Here is a 15,476-nt window from a genome sequence, read left to right on the forward strand (position 1 = left end):
TCGAACTGGCTACTTCAGAGGGGCTGGCGGAATGTCGATCTCTGGGCCGTTGGGATCTGGAAGCGAAAAGGTTAGCTGGTCGACGTCCGAGCTGAGCTTTTGCAAACTAACGACGGCTTCCCGGAGTTCGTCCAAGGTAAATCGCCTCGTTTCCGGGACGCCTTTTCTTTGTTCCGGAAGCAATGCTCGATCGACAAGATAAGATTCCGTCCATTCCCATTTCTTAATATTGATGGCGTCCTGACCTTCCGCTCTCGGTGTCATTGATATAACGCCATGAGCCAAAGCATTTCGTAGATCGATCATTTCGTCGAAGGCAGTGATCAGTTTGGCCACGTTCGAAACAGCCTTTGGATCGTGATCCCAAAGCGTGCAGTACAGTTTCCGCCAATATCGCCGGCGCAGTTCGAATTTTTTAACCGGCGTCTCAAGCTTCAATGGATGTCGGAAGGTAAGCTCGCGGCGATGCTCCTGCCACTCAGCCATCCGGGCTCGAAGTCGCCGGACGCGAAAGTGCGTTTGCATCTGCCTTATCTGCTGGCAGACCTCATTCTCGATCCCGCTCCAACCACGAATTATCTGGCCGACAAGCAAGGATACTTCGTCATCATCGGATCGATGCACCACAGTCTGCGGGTCATCGTCGGGGGCGGCCGGTTCAGAAGTCATCGATCTCTCACCAGCTTGTAATTGCTGCGCCACTTGACGTCCTTTTTTGCCGAAGTGTAGCTCGGCGTCGGCTTCGGACGCAACGCCTTCTCCATCGCCAGCCGGGCGAACTCGACCGGCCCGCCTTTGTCGGCCGCCAGCGGCAGGCAGTCTATTGCGGTCTGCCAAGAGGGGGTGCTGTGCGTTTCGGCAGGAAGGGCGGTGATGTAGGCCCCGGCGTCGCACAGCGTCTCCAGCGGCTTCCTACCAGAGACGGGGATGGGGTCGGGAGACCTGAGATCCCAGGACATGATCGCGGCTCCGAAACGCAACTGCACAGATCGGCGGACTCAAGCCGAGCAGGTCGGATTCGTTTCGACATTAAGAACTTCGGGACATAATCGCGGAGATCGCCTACATCCCTGACCAACTCGAGCAGGAGCCTTAGCGTGCCTCTATCCCTTTCCTCCATCGAACGCATCAAGCTCGGGGCCACCGCCTGCAATACCCTTGGCACCGCGTTGATCACGGTCGGGGTTTTCACGCCGTTGGCGCTAAAAGCGACGTCGATGGAGGTAATTTCGCCCGAAAGATGGACTTTGATCTATTGGTGGATGGGGATTAGCATCTTCGCGGCACTCCTGCTGCTCGTTGTCGGGCAGATGGTGCTCAAGCTCTTGGAGCTGAACGATGTCTAGCAATGACTATTTTCTTGTATCCCTGCCGCTACTTGCAGCGGTCCTGGTCGCCAGCATGGCATGGATCGGCGCTAAGGCGGCGATCCATCGCTCGAACAAGGTCTTCCGGCCAGCACCCGCAGCCTTTGCCGGTGCGACCGCTGAAACCTATACCGCCGACCGAGCGGCGGCGAACCTCACCGAAGCCATTATTGGAAGCAGGCTATACTCGCTCGATCCCAAAGATGTCCAAATCGGCAAGACGGATCTCGCCCAGAGCACCTCCGTTTCCTCGCGGGTTTACGCTGAGATGAGGGAGAGAATTAGCGGCGCTGTTAAAGCGGCGAAGCCTTACAACGTGGTTGTCGGCAATCTGACGGGTTTGCGAAGCACGGAGAACTTGACGGGCACGGCAGGCAGTGAGCGCGCGGTATCGGCAAAGCCCAGCACTCGGAAGAACACCCGTCGGTCCAAGCCCAAGGCACAGACCTAAGTGAAAAAGCTAAAGGCTTACCGCTCTCCCGGCCACCACACTGCCGGCGGGTGCATTGCGGAGATTTTCTGCTGCCGCAGCGCTACGAGGTGGCTGCGTTTGTAGGGATACCGCCGAACCGTTGTGCAGTCCTTGCAGCGCATATACCTTTCCAAGTCGTAGACCGGGGTCTCTTTCGGCCGACGGATGATGTCGAGCGCAACCGTCTGGTGAGTGTCGCAGCCGTGGCACCGGACCTCCAGATAGCCGAACCCGGCGTTCAAGGCGTCGCCGATCGTTGGCGATGGCTGGGCCGGCCCCCTATAGCCGAGCATGCGGTAGTTCCAGGCCTCGCAGGCCAGCACGTCTGCATGGCGCCGGGCGATATTGGCGCGTTCCGCCGACGCCCGGATCGTCGGCCCGAACAATGTCTCGCGTGCCTTTGTGCCCATGAAGGCAGGGTACGGTGGAATCAACGGTGTGGACCAGTCGCAAGGATTAGGGCCGGAAAGCTGAAGCACACCACCCGTCGGTCAAGAGAGAATCGGCAACGTGTGATCATCTCTTGCAGGCTAGGGGGCGGTGGAGGATACGGCCCCAGACCCACAAGCCGAGAGCGAAATAAACGATAACTGCGGCGACGCCGGCTGCGATGACGACCATTGGCAACCCCTTGTGCGAAATCCCGGCGGGATGCCGGGAAGTCTGGCAAAGGTTGCATTTATAAACGATGCCGTTTATCCGTCAATAAGCGGCACCGTTTATGGAGGGGAGTTTGACTCACTTTACGGCACCGGATAGTTCCGGTCGTATGGGTCGGCCACCACTGGGCAACAAGTCAACGAATGTTCGGATCTCTGATGAGGTCAAGGAACGGATTCGTCAGTTGGTGGGAGACAAGGGCATGGCTCGCTTTATCCGCGAGGCGATCGAGGCCGAGCTCGATCGGCGCGAGCAGGCGGCGAATCTAAAGAAGCGCTGACGGTACCGCTGGGCCGTGTTCAGCACTCATCCTCGGTCGGTGACGTTGGCGGTGGTACAAAATCTTTCTGCCAAGACCCTGGATCGGTTGGTTTTGCTTCTTCAATCCAGTTTCCTCCATCAGGAGCTAAGATAAAAACCCATCCTGGTTTGTGGAACGTCCGCTTATTTAGCGGGCTCTTCATGTAAGCGTCCCAGTACTCATCCGCCTTTCGACCGCGTCTCGGCGGCGGCGGCGCAAGCTTTCGCTTTTGGACTATCGGCTTCACAGCCGGAGAAGGCTCTAGTCGCGATTTCCCAGCGTCGTTCGACCTCGTTTGCTCCAACCGACGGTTCGCCAACCATACTTCGGCCTTTTCCATGCTAGGTTGGCGCCTGCCGCCATTTGATCGACGCGCATCGTCATCGATCAGGAAACGTTGAAGCTCAGGATCAGACGCAAGCTCCGGGTCCAATTCACGGCCAAGCCGCTGCTCTAACGCCCTCAACCTTTCCAAAGGCTCGTCCGGCGGGGCAGCAGGATCGGTGCGCACGGCGCTCGCGCGGCCATTCCATGCGTCGAGGAAGTCCACCACCGACGGCCAATAGCGCCTGCCACCGAATGTGCGCGGCGGGAATTTGGGGTGCAGGCGCAATTGCTGGATGGCCTTTCGCCCTGCCTTGACCCCGACGCCCATGCGCCGGGCGATCTCGCCGTCGGTTACGTAAAGCGGGAGCTGGTATCGGCCATCGGTCCAGCGCGGTGGGGTTTCAGTCATGACGCCATGGCACCACGATTTCCCCGGACGGGGAATTGCTAATTGAAAATTCAGCAAATCAGGTGCAACATCGCCGCTGGGTTTGATCACCCGGACCAGTGACTATCCGCAATCCACCTAAGGATCTGTGCTCTCGATTGGCGTCGAGGGCCGCGGACTATGCAGAAGCCGTTTTCGGTCTCTGCGACGGACGCGCTTGGCGGCGCGGCTCCGATCGGCCGAATTATGGCCGGGGGCGAGCGTGCTGTCCAGAGGGTTTCGGCCCTTAAAAGCGTCTCGACCAGTCTCACTGGCTGGTGATCAACCCCCGGCTGCTCGGTCTGTCACCGAGCGCGGCTTTGATCAGCCGAACCAGTGAGCACGAATATGAAAACAACCATAATCCCGGAATCCCCACCACCAGCCCCTCCGTGTTGTGTATCTGCCGCGCCATCGCCGATCTCAACCCGAAGGAGCTTTCTCATGAACGCCATCGTTTCTCTGCCGCTCGCCGGCGCCCTCGTTTCTTCACCCTCAATCTCTTCTGCCCTGTCGCCAGAAAATGACGACGTGGTGCTAGATAAATTGTGGACACAACGGGAGGAACTGATCCGGGCGGAGCGCGAAATGTATCAGCACTGCGATGCGATCGAAGCGACGTTGCCAGCCTGGGTGTTGCAAGGACCGGTCTACATCAACAACAAAAGCGAGCGATGCGGGGCCATTTGCGGCTGGCCGGAGATCGAAAAACTACCGGAGCCACCACAGCATGCCGATGCATATCGAAGAATTCGGATATCTCCGTACGATTTAAAGCGGGATTATGAAAGCTATGTTTCGATGTTTGCGTCGATGAAAGATCTCAACGCGCCAGGACGCCGGCAAGCCCGGGCCGACTATAGGCGAAAGATGCGCGCGCTTATTAAGCGCCTGCGCGATGCACGGCAAATTCGACAAGCAGCAGGTCTTCCAAGCGCGGTATCCTCAGCGTCCCGCATATCAGACGAGCGCTGGGACGCGGGCGATGCGATCTGCAAACTTACACCGTCGCTAAACCAGACACTCGCGAGATTAATCATCGAGACAGGCTATGAGGTAAAAACTGGATCGACGGTCGATGATCCAGATGAACATGCGAAGCTGCCGTTGATGGTGCTTAAGAATCTCCGCCACCTGGCTTCCGGCGCTGTACGTGCCACGATCGACCGCATGCTCGACAACCCGACGACGCCTCTCGAAAATCTGGACGTATTCCCCACCTAAATCCGTTCACCGTTCGTGCGACAAGACACTGAACGGGTTCGTTGCGATGATGAACTGGTGCGAGCGAATTCAGCGGCTTACGGGGCGGCGGCATTCATAGCTCGTGAGTGGCGCGGTGCTTCGGTCCCGCGCCGGAATCCTTTTTTAAGGATTGCCTGCCACCTTTGCCGCAAGCGGGCTTCGTAACTCATACCGCGACTAACTACAGACCCGCCGGCTTCTCACCGGCGGGTTTTTGTTTAGCCACACGTTAAGGTGTTGTTGGCAAGCTTCTACCTTTAAAAGTAGGAGAATTTCGTGGTTGAGGAAAAAATTAGGATCAAATGCACAAAATGTAACTCTGTGTTCCGTGAGAGAGGCAGCCGGATCCGCAATGGATTCCAGGCAAATTGCCCTCAGTGCAACAGGTTGATCACCTTTGATACCAACTCAGAGGACCTGAATGTGCGCAAGGCATTCAAGGCAGCCCGAGACCTGCGTTATGCTTTGGAATTGCAAGCCCGGCCCGCCGGTCCCCCGCCTAACTCCAATGGAGGCAGCAGGTGACTTCAGCAATCAACCAAATCATCATGGCCTATGTGAAGCTCGGTAATCGTCAGGCGCTGCTAGATCTCATTGCTCACCGCGAGGGGCTAGCGCGTCAGATGAGTGATCGAAGCGGCTTCGATTTCACCGCGGCGCTTGATCATCTAAATGTCGAGATCGCAGCCGCCAGAGGTGGGTTGGAGCAGATCGAGGACGGCGCATTAAAAACTTTCGGCGCCGGCCAGGCCGAGCCACCCGAATAGCATTGCCGCGAGCGATAAAAGCAGGCCGATCCCGCAGAAAATGATGATGCCGGAATCGAACTCCACGCGCCGCTGTTTAGCCGGTGCGCGGGCTGTCGAAAGCCATTCGAGAACGGTCATGACACCCTCCGAAGTTGCAGACGTGACAGTTTGTCGCAGGGCTTACAGAAAGGTTCACGGCGGAGGCAACCGCGGGGGCTTCGGTTCCGCGCTTCACACGGATCGGGGCGGCTGCCCAAGCGCGTGAAGCTTCCACTCGGCTTCCTTAATCAGCTTCCGTATAGTTGATGGTCGCGACGCCAAAGGACCGTGCCTGTGGTACGGACTTCTGCATCGCCAGGCGTGTTGGGCACGATCGCCTCAAGGCTTACGTCGCGCCCCACCAATTGTTCGAGGTCTGTCTTCCATTTAGATGCGAGCGCGAAGAATTCCCCCAGAGCCCAATCATGGGCTCCGTTTGCCGGCATAAGCACAAGCGCGATGTCGACGTCGCTGTCAGGCCTCGCTGTTCCCTTTGCTCGACTTCCAAAAAGCCAAAGTTCGCGGACGGCCGCTTGAGAGGCTGCCCAGCCTTGAAGTCGAATAATCTGTTCGTCAGTCAAATCTGCAGCCATGCCGCGTCCGCCTAGCTACCGCGCTTGGCAGTTGAAGCGACCGGGCGTGGTGTCGGCTTGGGCACACCACACGACCTCACCGGTCCACCGGTTCAGTAGAACTGTGCCACCGCCAAGGCCTGACACGCTCCAGCGCGATGTGAGAGCGATCGAGGCGCCGATGATCAGGGCGTCGGCGAGAATTTCGGTGGGAATGTTCATTGGCCCCTCCCCCATTGACAGCAGCTCACACTGCACAGCAACGGAAGAACACGCAACGGAATCGAGGTGACGACCGAACGCTTCGCCAGTTATGAACACCGTAGCTCAGACCGTGGCTTTTGCTTTCTAAGTAAAATAAAAGGCAGTCAAATCAATACTGTTGACCGGACACCCCTTCCGCCAGCCCCGTGAGCTGGTCAAATCGGACCTCGACCCAATCGTCGAGCGGGACCGGAAGGCGAGCCGGCCAAGGGCCGCGCCACCACATTCGAAATTGCCGCAAAGCGTTACATCGCCACGCACGAATCGGAGTGGAAGAATGCCAAGCACAGACAGCAGTGGCGTAACTCTCTGGTGACTTGCGCCTTCCCCAAGATCGGCAGCACACTGGTGAGCGATCTCACCACAGACGACGTGGCCGAAATGCTTTTTGGATACCTGCAGTCGTCTTTGGCAGCTTCGCAATCTCAGTCCCGCTCTCATGGTTCATCGCGCCGTGGATGATGATGCGCTTCATGCGGGCGCCGATCGTCTAAGGCTGGCCAGCACTTGCTCATATCAGTTGACGACTGCGCCGCTGAGGCGGGAACCATTGCCTTCGCGTTGACTTGTCGATGTACGACCGGAAGCCATTCGTCCAAGGCGTCTGATGAATAACGGCCTCGGCATCCCCTTGCTGAGGCCGGTTCTTTAAGCGAGCCTGCTTGCAAGCTTCGACATTGTGAGCGTCGGGTCACTCCCTTTTCTTGAATAGCCTGCGAAGGGATGCGGCGCTGAAGGACTCGACGGCAAGATCGTGCTGCTGCCATGGTCGGCGTCGCAGGTAGCTGTGTGACCACCCGCCTCGCGCGGCTTTTGGGACGCGCTCGGCAACAACCCGACCGCCGGATCACCTGTTCGGCTGAACGCCACAGCGTCGATATGGCCTTCCTTGCGGGACCATGCCTCGGGGAACTCTAAGCGTCCTCAGAACTTCCTCTTGAGGTCGCGGATAGCGCGAGTTCAAGGAGGAAACACTTACATGAAACGAGCTTTGTTGATCGGATTCGCAGCCTGCGCCTTTGTGCTTGCTCCAACACTATCTGCGTCGGCTATGCCCGTCGCGTCGCCGGGTTTTATCGGCGTTTCCGAAGGTGCCATCATTCAAGTCAAGGGCGGCCACGGTCATGGACGCGGACATATGAGAAACGGCAACCGCGGCCGCCATCTTGGTTGGACACGCGGCCGCCATCGCGGCTGGCGATAAGTTTCAAGTATTATAGAGAGGCCGCCCGGTTGGCGGCCTCTCTCATTTTGAGCAAGTTAGAGATTTCTGTTGGGATCTGTGCGATTGCCGTGCGGTGGCTGATGGCAGTCGGCATCTGACGATATGTCCCAAGCGGGACGACGCTCGTGAGCAAAAACCGCGGCGACGGCTCAGACCTTGGTTTGGACAGTCCAGAATGATGCGTTAGCGCCTGCCAGATTATTGTGAACTGTGCCGTCGCTCGGAGCGTGCGGACGCAGCCGCCATGTCTGCAAATTAATCTCCACTTCGATTTCATTTGGTGAAGCTGAGATAACCGTGCCTGAAGCATGGCTGTTGTTCGGGTATTCGATTGAGAGAGTGTCGCTCCGCTCGACTGCTTTTGCCGCCATGGAGAGCACGCTGCCGGTTTTGAAATCGTTGCCACTGACATAGGCATTGTACGTTGGCATGTTCGTTTCCATCGCGTTTCGCAGCCAGTAGTGGCTGAATAGTGTGATGTTCGAACGTATGGCGGCCCGCTTTGTTCCTCTGCAGCGTCCTACCCGCCCTAACCGGCCGGTTTTTCTTTGCCAGTCTCTACTTAAATAGAAAAGAGAAGCCCGGGCATGGTGATGCGGCTGGGCCGGTATGACCGAAAACACCAAACGCAAGATTGGCCGTCCCGCGACAGGTCGCGACCCGTTGATCCCTTTTCCCCGTCCCGACCCATTTACGCGAGCGCGTAGCGGATGCTGCGCACTATACGAAGCGCCCCGCATCGGAAGTGTACCGGGAGGTCTTGTACCTCGAGCTTGAACACTTGCACGGTGAGCGCGTCGAACGAGGCCTGTTGACGGCCAATTCCCGTTCGGCGGCCATTGCAGCCGCTCGATAGACCGTGGCGGCGAATGGTCGCCTGCTAGATATCGATCTCGACCTGCAGGACGTCATTGAAGCGATTAAACGCGCCGCACAGCGCGATCCGCCAGGTCAGCTCGACAATCTGCGCATCGTTGAAATGCGCGCGCAGCCGCTCGAACATGGCGTCGCGGATGCGGTGCCAGTTGCTGGTCACCGCGATCGCGTATTCGACGACGAGCCGGTCGATCTCGGTAAGCTCGGGGTGCTTTTCCCAAGCGAGCAATTGTGCAGCGCCTTCCGGCGTGATGCCTTCGACCGCGAGCTTGGGCGTGTGCTGCGCGACGCAGAATTCACACTGGTTGACGAGCGAGACGGCGACGATCGCCAGTTCAAGATAGCGCTTCGGCAGCACGCCCTCGTCGGCAAGCTGGGTCAGCAACCGCCACATATGTTCGAAGATCGGCAGACGGTTCGCCATCGCGGCGGCCTGCCCCTCGAACGGGCCATAGCTGGTCATGCGATCCCAGAGCGCCCTGAGGTGCTCGGGGAGTTGATCACGTGTGCGCAGCGCGACGCGGGCCATGCTGAAACTCCGGTTATTGGAAATGCGAGGACGTCTTGTCGGCGAGCACAGAGCGGGGCTCGCGGCCGAAGCCGTCCGGCTTGAAAATCAGCAGCGCCACCAGCCCTGCGCCGACCAGGAACAAGCGAATGGCGGCGAGTTCGGATGCGCCGAGGCCGGGGACGAGATCGATCAGAAAGCGGCTGCCCTCCAGCAGAAAGATCAGCGTGAAGGCGCTGGCAACCACGCCCCGATTGCTGCCGCGCCCGCCCACCACTACGGCCATGAAGGCATAGGCGGTGATGATCGGGCCGAACTGCGTGGGATCGATATAACTGTAATAGAAGGCGTGCAGGCTGCCCGCCAGACCGAGGATGGCGCCGCCGATCGCAAACACCCGCACGCGGACGCCCAGCACGGATTTGCCGAGCGCCTCGATGACGCCGGGGTCGTCCCGCGTCGCGCGAACCAGACGCCCGAACGGCGAGCGGGCAAGCGCCTGCAAGACGGCATAGACGATCAGCACAGCCAGCAGCGCCAGCAGGAGGAAACCGGTGTCGGCCCAGCCGCGCGGCCACCAGGACTGGAACGGCCGCTCGATGCCGGCCACGCCCAACATGCCGTGCGTGAGCCAGGCCTCGTAGCTGATGACAAGACGCAGACATTCAGCGAAGCCGAGCGTGACGATCGCCAGATAATCCTCCGACAGCCGAACGGAGATCAGCGCGCTGACGGCGCTGAGCGTCGCCACGCCGAGCATCGCCATGCCGAGCGCGATCAGCGGTGGCAGGCCCTGCACCGCCAATAAACCAGCGATATAGGCGCCCAGCATGTAAAAGCCGAACAGGCCGAAATTGACCAGCCCGCCCATCCCCCATTGCAGGTTGAGCGCCAGACCGGCCAGCGCCGCGATGGCAACGACCGTCAGGGTAGCGACGAGATAGACCATCATTTGCTGACCCACCGCGTTCCGAACAGACCCCAGGGCCGCACCAGCAGCAGAACGACCATGACGAGGAACGTCACAACCATCCGGTAATGCACGGGCATCACCAGCGTCGCCAGTTCTTCGGCGATGCCCAGAGTGAGTGCGCCGGCCACGGCCGCCATCGGGTTGGCGATACCGCCCAGAATGGCGGCGGTGAAGACAGGCAGCAGATAGGTCCATCCCATCTGCGGCTCGACGTTGGCGTCCAGCCCGACGAGAACGCCGGACAAAGCCGTCAGCGTTCCCGAGATCAGCCACACATAAGCGACGACGCGCGACCGCGAGATGCCGCGCACCGCCGCCAGATCCGGATTGTCGGCCACGGCGCGCATCATCCGCCCAAGGCGGGTAAAACGAAATACCACCCACACCACGACAAGCGCGGTAATGACCGTCATGAGAATGGTGAGCTGTTCATGATTCAGACGGATCTCGCCAAAACGCATCGGCCGGGCGACCGCTACATTGTAGGCCCGCGGCGAATTGCCGGCAAAAAAGCGGATCACGTTCTCCAGCGCAATCGCCACGCCCATCGAGGCGACCAGCAGCGTCACACCCGAGCGATTGCGCAACGGTCGGAAGGCCAGCCAGTCGATGGCAACCGCGAGGACGGCAAACAGAATCGCGCCGGCAATGGCCGCCAGCCACAGTGGCAGGCCGAGCATGACGTTGCCGACATAAACGAGAAAAGCGCCGCAGGAGAGATAGGAGCCGATGGCATAATTGGCGAAGCGCAACACGCTGAAGGTGAGCGACAGCGCGAGCGCCGGTAGCGCCAGCAGCAGACCCGCCACGATGCCGTTGACAAGAAGCTGTGCCATCACGCGCCTCCGAGATAGAGGCGACGGATGTCGGGATCGGCGAGCACTTCGGCAGCCGGCGCAGCAAGGCGGATACGGCCGTTCACCAGAACGACGCCGTGATCGGCAGCGCCGAGGCCGAGGCGCGTATTTTGCTCCACGATCAGCAGCGTGACGCCGGAGGCGGCGACGCGTCCGATCACCTCGAACAGCATCTCGGCATTGCGCGGCGACAACCCGGCCGAGGGCTCATCCAGCGCCAGCACGGACGGCTCGGGCATCAATGCTGCGGCCATCGCTACCATCTGCCGCTGCCCGCCGCTGAGATGTCCTGCCGTGTCGCGCAATTTGCTGCGGATTTCCGGAAACAGGTCGAGCACAGCTTCCAGCCGCGCGGCGAAAGCCGAGCCGGAACGGTTCACGAACTCATGACCGACCTGCAGATTCTCCTGCACCGTCATGTTGCGAAAAATGTTGGATTCCTGCGGCACGTAGGCAAGGCCGCGCGACGCACGCGCGGGCGCCCCCAACGCCGTTACATCCGCCTGCCCCAGCAGAACGCTGCCGGAATATGGCCGCAGCAGACCGACCGCCGTTTTCATCAGGGTCGATTTGCCGGAGCCATTGGGGCCGACCACGACCAGCGTCTCGCCTGCACGCACCGAGAGGCTCACGCCATGCAAGATCGCGTGGCCGCCATAGCCGGCCACCACGTCGCGCATTTCCAATCCTGTTGCGAGCGTTGTTATGACTGCGCCCCCAGATAGGCCGAAGCCACCTGCGTATTGGCTATCACCTCGTCGAAGCGGCCTTCGGTGAGCACCCGTCCTTCCGCCAGAACGTAGATGTGATCGCAAAGCAAACGGACCATGCTCATATTGTGCTCTACCAGTCCGAAGGTGGTGCCCTCCCGCCGCAACGTTTGAACGAATTCCACGATCTCGCCGATGCGCGTCGGGTTCACGCCTGCGCTGGGCTCATCCATCAGCACGATGCGCGGATCGAGCATCAGCGCGCGGCAGATTTCCAGGAGCTTCTTCTGTCCGCCCGAAAGCGTGCCGGCCGGCGCATCTGCAAGCTTCCAGAGATCGACGCGGTGCAGCAGCGCGCGGGCTTTCTCGATCGCGGCGGCCTCCTGGTCCCGTACGGCGCGGCGGCTCCAGACCAGCGACAGCACGCTTTCCCCACGCATGTCGGGCTGCGCCACGAGGACGTTCTCAAGAACTGTGAGGCTGGATAGTTCACGCGACAGCTGAAAGGTGCGCGCCAGTCCGCGTCGGGCCCGCCACGCCGGGCCATGCCGCGTCACCGTTTCACCGGCGAGCCGCACCTCGCCCGCGACGGGCCGCACAGCGCCGGCCAGCACGCCGAAAAGAGTGGACTTGCCAGCGCCATTTGGGCCGATCAGCCCCGTAACGGCGCCAGCCGCCAGCCGCACGGATGCGACGTTCAAGGCCTTGAAGCCGCCTTCGTAGATGACACTAACGTCGTCGGCTTCAAGCATCGTCTCAGCGAATCTCGCCAACCAGCTTGCTTTCGCCGGCCTTGATCACGAAGTGCCCGTAAGTCAGGTTGGTCTGGTCGCCGTTCGGCGCAAAGCGGAAATCCGAAGCAGCTCCCGAGTAACGGAACGGCTTGCCTTCGCGCAACGCCTTCAAGGCCTCTGCCGGATCGCCGATCGACGGTGCATCGGCATTCACAAGAGCAGGAAACTCGCTGCCGAACCGTGTGGCATCGGTGCTCTTGGCTTTCTCGATGGCGAGCGCTGTCAGAACGATCTGGTCGAACACCTGCGCGCCGAACGTCATGATCGTGCCTTCCGGCTTGTCGATCTCTTTCAGATAGCGGCTGTAGGCGGCGGATTTGGCCACCGGCACCTGCTGGGTATGGTGCACGTCTTCGGCGACTTCGGCGCCGACATTCTTGACGAACTGGCCGTTGCTGCCGGCGGCATTACCGAAAGCATAGATCTTGCTGTCGTAACCCGACCGGAACGCCTCTTTGGCAATCGCGCTTAGCTCGTTGATATAGGCGGCCACGAACACGGCCTCGGGCTTCTTGGCGAAGATACGCTCCACTTCGACACGGTAGGACGGCTGACCGGCATTGAAGCTGACCTCGTCCAGCACCTTGCCGCCGGCATCCGTGAAGCTCTTGCGGAACGGCTGAAGGGTGCTCTGGGTGAACGGGGTCTGCAGCACGAGAATGGAGGCCGTCTTCACGCCGTCGCGGCTCATCGCCTTGGCGAAGGCGACGCCCCAGCTGCGACCGTTGGTCTGGAAGCGCCAGACCAGATTGCGGTTTTCGCCGTCAGTGATTTCATCGGCAGAACCAACGACGCTGAGAAGGACGCCCTTCTCCAGCGCTATCGGCTTGACCGCGAGCGCCACGGCGCTGCTCCACACACCACCGACGGAGACCACCTTGTCGATATCGATCAGCTTACGCACGGCGGCAACGCCGGCCGTCGGCTGGGTCTCGTCATCCGCCACGATCAATTCGAGGGGGCGGCCAAGAACGCCGCCGGCCTGGTTGATAACCTTCACTGCGGCGCGCGCGGCCTGCTCTTCTTCCTTGCCGTAGGGCCCGCCGGTCCCCGTCAACGGCGCCAGCAATCCGATGCGAACCGGAGCCTGCTGGGCGGCGACCATCGCTGGCGATGCGAGGCAGGCTGCCAACGCAACGGACGAAGCAAACAGCGAACGGCGAGACAGATACGAGGAAAACACGGTCATCTCCAAAGTGCGTACGGGCGAGCCGACGGAACAGATGACTGTCCCTGAAGCAGAGATGACATACATGTCAATGCAGTAACAAAAGAAGCAAGTTTAAACTCGTTTATCACCTGATCAAACCTTGGAGGCGCTGCCTTCTACAACAGCCGGGGATTTTTATTCTTGCACCCTGAGAGAGTGCCCACCCCGCTTCGCCACCCGGACAGGCGGGATGTCTTCCTCGCCGCGGCAAACAACGCCGGAGATCAGTGCCGCCTCTGCCAATCTCGGCACCAGTTTCGACGAGGCAGCTTTGCTGAACGCCCACCGCGTCGAGAACAGGGCTGCATGACCGAGAAGAGAAATTCTTCCCTCCAATCATGTGCCGGGAAGAACCGTCTTCCGAACAGAACCGGAGGATCTATTCCGGCTGGATTTGACGGCCGACTTTGCTAAAGCGGCTTTTGGACCGACCACCCGCACCTCGCCTTCCCGACCAGGATCACCATGCCCGCTCGCCGACAGCTTCGCTTCAACGCCTTCAACATGACCGCGCCCAGCCACAACTGGGCGGGGCTTTGGTCGCATCCACGCGACGCCTCCATCAACTACAACAGTCTGGATTACTGGGTGGACTACGCACGGATCGCGGAGCGCGGTCTGTTCGACGGCATCTTCCTGGCTGACGTGTTCGGTGTCTATGACGTCTTCGGCGACAGTCCGGACACTGCAGTGAACCACGGCGTTCAACTGCCCAATGCCGATCCCACGCTGCTTGTGTCGGCGATGGCGCTGGTGACGCAGCATCTCGGCTTCGGCATCACCTCCAATCTCTCGCTTGAGCATCCCTACCAGTTCGCGCGCCGCTTCTCGACGCTGGATCATCTGACCCGCGGGCGTATCGGCTGGAATATCGTCACGGGTTATCTCGAGAGCGGCGCGCGCGGCATGGGCTTTGCGGCCAACCGCGCACATGATGACCGCTACGACGTCGCCGAGGACTTTCTCACAGCGTCGTACAAATTGTGGGAGGGCAGCTGGGAGCACGACGCGGTTCGCCGGGATCGCGCCACCGGCATGTTTACCGATCCCACGAAAGTGCATGCCATTCACCATGATGGTCCGCATTATCGCGTCGATGGCATTCATCTGTCGGAGCCGTCGCCGCAACGGACGCCGCTATTGTATCAGGCTGGAGCATCGAAGCGGGGACGCGCGTTTGCGGCAAAGCATGCCGAAGCCGTTTTCCTCAATGGCCAGACCAAACCGATCCTCGCCGAGGCTGTGCGTGAGATCCGGAATCTGGCGAAGGACTTTGGTCGAACCCCCCACGACATCAAGCTGTTCGCCGGCCTGAATGTGATCGTTGCAACCACGCGAGCGGAGGCGAATGATCTCCATGCCGAATACAGCCGTCATGTCGATCAGAGCGGACAACTCGCCCTGCTCTCGGGCTGGACCGGCATCGATTTCTCCACCTACGACCCCGACCAGGCGTTGCAATATGTCGAGAGCAACGCGATCCAGTCGATGGTCGAAAATCTGACATTGCGGAGTGAACAGCCTGTCCGGATCGGCGATCTCGCCAGCCTCAGCCAGACCGGAGCAAGGGCGCCTTTCGTGATCGGTTCACCCCAGGACGTGGCCGACGAACTCGCCGATTGGGCGGAACAGACCGACATCGATGGCTTCAATCTCGTCCGTCTGGTCGCGCCGGAATCGCTCGAGGCATTCGTCAATCTGGTCGTGCCCGAGCTGCAATCGCGGGGCCTCTACAAGACAGAATATAGCCAAGGCACCCTTCGCGAGAAGTTGTTCCCGGGCCAAGGCGCGATGCTAAAGGCGACGCACACGGGCGCGCAGTTTCGACGCGCATCCATCGCTTAGTTTGCGGCCACTGGCCGCAACGCGCGACCGCTGTCGTCGCACAATCCGGAACTCC

General features: G+C 60.2%; 20 protein-coding genes. 6 read left to right on the forward strand and 14 right to left on the reverse strand.

The window, feature by feature from the left end; all coding sequences use genetic code 11:
• Positions 1 to 9: 9 nt before the first annotated feature.
• A complete protein-coding gene (locus JWQ24_RS04230; protein ID WP_299804756.1) occupies positions 10 to 669 on the reverse strand; it encodes a hypothetical protein in 660 nt (219 codons plus the stop codon).
• Entirely contained in the window at positions 666 to 959 is a 294-nt protein-coding gene (locus tag JWQ24_RS04235) for a hypothetical protein (RefSeq protein WP_299804758.1), read from the reverse strand. Before JWQ24_RS04235 ends, JWQ24_RS04230 begins: the two co-directional genes overlap by 4 nt.
• 138 nt (positions 960 to 1,097) lie before the next feature.
• Here JWQ24_RS04235 and JWQ24_RS04240 point away from each other — a divergent pair, with 138 nt between their 5' ends.
• Both JWQ24_RS04240 and JWQ24_RS04245 read left to right on the forward strand, forming a co-directional pair.
• Positions 1,098 to 1,346: a hypothetical protein gene (locus tag JWQ24_RS04240; protein WP_299804760.1), complete on the forward strand. Its 249-nt coding sequence runs from the start codon at positions 1,098 to 1,100 to the stop codon at positions 1,344 to 1,346.
• On the forward strand, positions 1,339 to 1,818 hold the full coding sequence (locus JWQ24_RS04245; RefSeq protein WP_299804763.1) for a hypothetical protein: 480 nt from the start codon (positions 1,339 to 1,341) through the stop codon (positions 1,816 to 1,818). Before JWQ24_RS04240 ends, JWQ24_RS04245 begins: the two co-directional genes overlap by 8 nt.
• Before the next feature lie 17 nt (positions 1,819 to 1,835).
• On the opposite strand, the gene JWQ24_RS04250 is transcribed toward JWQ24_RS04245, so the two are convergent.
• Positions 1,836 to 2,249 carry a hypothetical protein gene (locus JWQ24_RS04250; protein WP_299804765.1) on the reverse strand — a complete coding sequence of 138 codons (414 nt, stop codon included), beginning with the start codon at positions 2,247 to 2,249 and terminating at the stop codon, positions 1,836 to 1,838.
• A gap of 323 nt (positions 2,250 to 2,572) precedes the next feature.
• Here JWQ24_RS04250 and JWQ24_RS04255 point away from each other — a divergent pair, with 323 nt between their 5' ends.
• Entirely contained in the window at positions 2,573 to 2,779 is a 207-nt protein-coding gene (locus tag JWQ24_RS04255) for a hypothetical protein (RefSeq protein ID WP_299804767.1), read from the forward strand.
• Between the two features lie 19 nt (positions 2,780 to 2,798).
• Here the strand turns inward: JWQ24_RS04255 and JWQ24_RS04260 are convergent, their stop codons facing one another.
• On the reverse strand, positions 2,799 to 3,626 hold the full coding sequence (locus tag JWQ24_RS04260; RefSeq protein WP_299804770.1) for a hypothetical protein: 828 nt from the start codon (positions 3,624 to 3,626) through the stop codon (positions 2,799 to 2,801).
• Between the two features lie 372 nt (positions 3,627 to 3,998).
• Between JWQ24_RS04260 and JWQ24_RS04265 the strand changes: the two genes are divergently transcribed.
• Together JWQ24_RS04265 and JWQ24_RS04270 are read left to right on the forward strand one after the other, a co-directional pair.
• The gene (locus JWQ24_RS04265; protein ID WP_299804772.1) at positions 3,999 to 4,778 is read left to right on the forward strand and encodes a hypothetical protein; all 780 of its coding nucleotides are present in this window, start codon (positions 3,999 to 4,001) and stop codon (positions 4,776 to 4,778) included.
• A gap of 542 nt (positions 4,779 to 5,320) precedes the next feature.
• Positions 5,321 to 5,566, forward strand: coding sequence for a hypothetical protein (locus tag JWQ24_RS04270; RefSeq protein WP_299804775.1), 246 nt, complete (start codon positions 5,321 to 5,323; stop codon positions 5,564 to 5,566).
• Here JWQ24_RS04270 and JWQ24_RS04275 read toward each other — a convergent pair.
• From JWQ24_RS04275 to JWQ24_RS04320, 10 genes are all read right to left on the reverse strand, one after another.
• Complete coding sequence (locus JWQ24_RS04275) at positions 5,525 to 5,686, reverse strand: hypothetical protein (RefSeq protein ID WP_299804778.1); 162 nt, start codon at positions 5,684 to 5,686, stop codon at positions 5,525 to 5,527. The genes JWQ24_RS04270 and JWQ24_RS04275 overlap by 42 nt on opposite strands.
• Positions 5,687 to 5,835: 149 nt before the next feature.
• The gene (locus JWQ24_RS04280; RefSeq protein WP_299804781.1) at positions 5,836 to 6,180 is read right to left on the reverse strand and encodes a nucleotidyltransferase domain-containing protein; all 345 of its coding nucleotides are present in this window, start codon (positions 6,178 to 6,180) and stop codon (positions 5,836 to 5,838) included.
• A 15-nt stretch (positions 6,181 to 6,195) separates the two neighbouring features.
• On the reverse strand, positions 6,196 to 6,381 hold the full coding sequence (locus tag JWQ24_RS04285; protein ID WP_299804784.1) for a hypothetical protein: 186 nt from the start codon (positions 6,379 to 6,381) through the stop codon (positions 6,196 to 6,198).
• A gap of 1,416 nt (positions 6,382 to 7,797) precedes the next feature.
• The gene (locus tag JWQ24_RS04290) at positions 7,798 to 8,079 is read right to left on the reverse strand and encodes a hypothetical protein (protein ID WP_299804787.1); all 282 of its coding nucleotides are present in this window, start codon (positions 8,077 to 8,079) and stop codon (positions 7,798 to 7,800) included.
• 449 nt (positions 8,080 to 8,528) lie between these two features.
• Positions 8,529 to 9,053 (reverse strand): carboxymuconolactone decarboxylase family protein, encoded by a 525-nt coding sequence (locus JWQ24_RS04295; protein WP_299804790.1) that lies wholly within the window; start codon positions 9,051 to 9,053, stop codon positions 8,529 to 8,531.
• Between the two features lie 13 nt (positions 9,054 to 9,066).
• Entirely contained in the window at positions 9,067 to 9,984 is a 918-nt protein-coding gene (locus JWQ24_RS04300; protein ID WP_299804793.1) for a branched-chain amino acid ABC transporter permease, read from the reverse strand.
• Positions 9,981 to 10,841 (reverse strand): branched-chain amino acid ABC transporter permease, encoded by an 861-nt coding sequence (locus JWQ24_RS04305; protein ID WP_299804796.1) that lies wholly within the window; start codon positions 10,839 to 10,841, stop codon positions 9,981 to 9,983. The genes JWQ24_RS04300 and JWQ24_RS04305 overlap by 4 nt, the downstream gene beginning before the upstream one ends.
• The gene (locus tag JWQ24_RS04310) at positions 10,841 to 11,542 is read right to left on the reverse strand and encodes an ABC transporter ATP-binding protein (RefSeq protein ID WP_299804799.1); all 702 of its coding nucleotides are present in this window, start codon (positions 11,540 to 11,542) and stop codon (positions 10,841 to 10,843) included. The genes JWQ24_RS04305 and JWQ24_RS04310 overlap by 1 nt, the downstream gene beginning before the upstream one ends.
• Before the next feature lie 23 nt (positions 11,543 to 11,565).
• Entirely contained in the window at positions 11,566 to 12,324 is a 759-nt protein-coding gene (locus JWQ24_RS04315) for an ABC transporter ATP-binding protein (protein ID WP_299804802.1), read from the reverse strand.
• Between the two features lie 4 nt (positions 12,325 to 12,328).
• On the reverse strand, positions 12,329 to 13,549 hold the full coding sequence (locus tag JWQ24_RS04320; RefSeq protein WP_299804804.1) for an ABC transporter substrate-binding protein: 1,221 nt from the start codon (positions 13,547 to 13,549) through the stop codon (positions 12,329 to 12,331).
• A gap of 492 nt (positions 13,550 to 14,041) precedes the next feature.
• Here JWQ24_RS04320 and JWQ24_RS04325 point away from each other — a divergent pair, with 492 nt between their 5' ends.
• Positions 14,042 to 15,421, forward strand: a complete 1,380-nt coding sequence (locus tag JWQ24_RS04325) for an LLM class flavin-dependent oxidoreductase (protein WP_299804806.1) — start codon at positions 14,042 to 14,044, stop codon at positions 15,419 to 15,421.
• Positions 15,422 to 15,476: the final 55 nt, after the last annotated feature.

Origin of the sequence: Tardiphaga sp., assembly GCF_028290495.1 — a bacterium.
Taxonomy (GTDB): domain Bacteria; phylum Pseudomonadota; class Alphaproteobacteria; order Rhizobiales; family Xanthobacteraceae; genus Tardiphaga.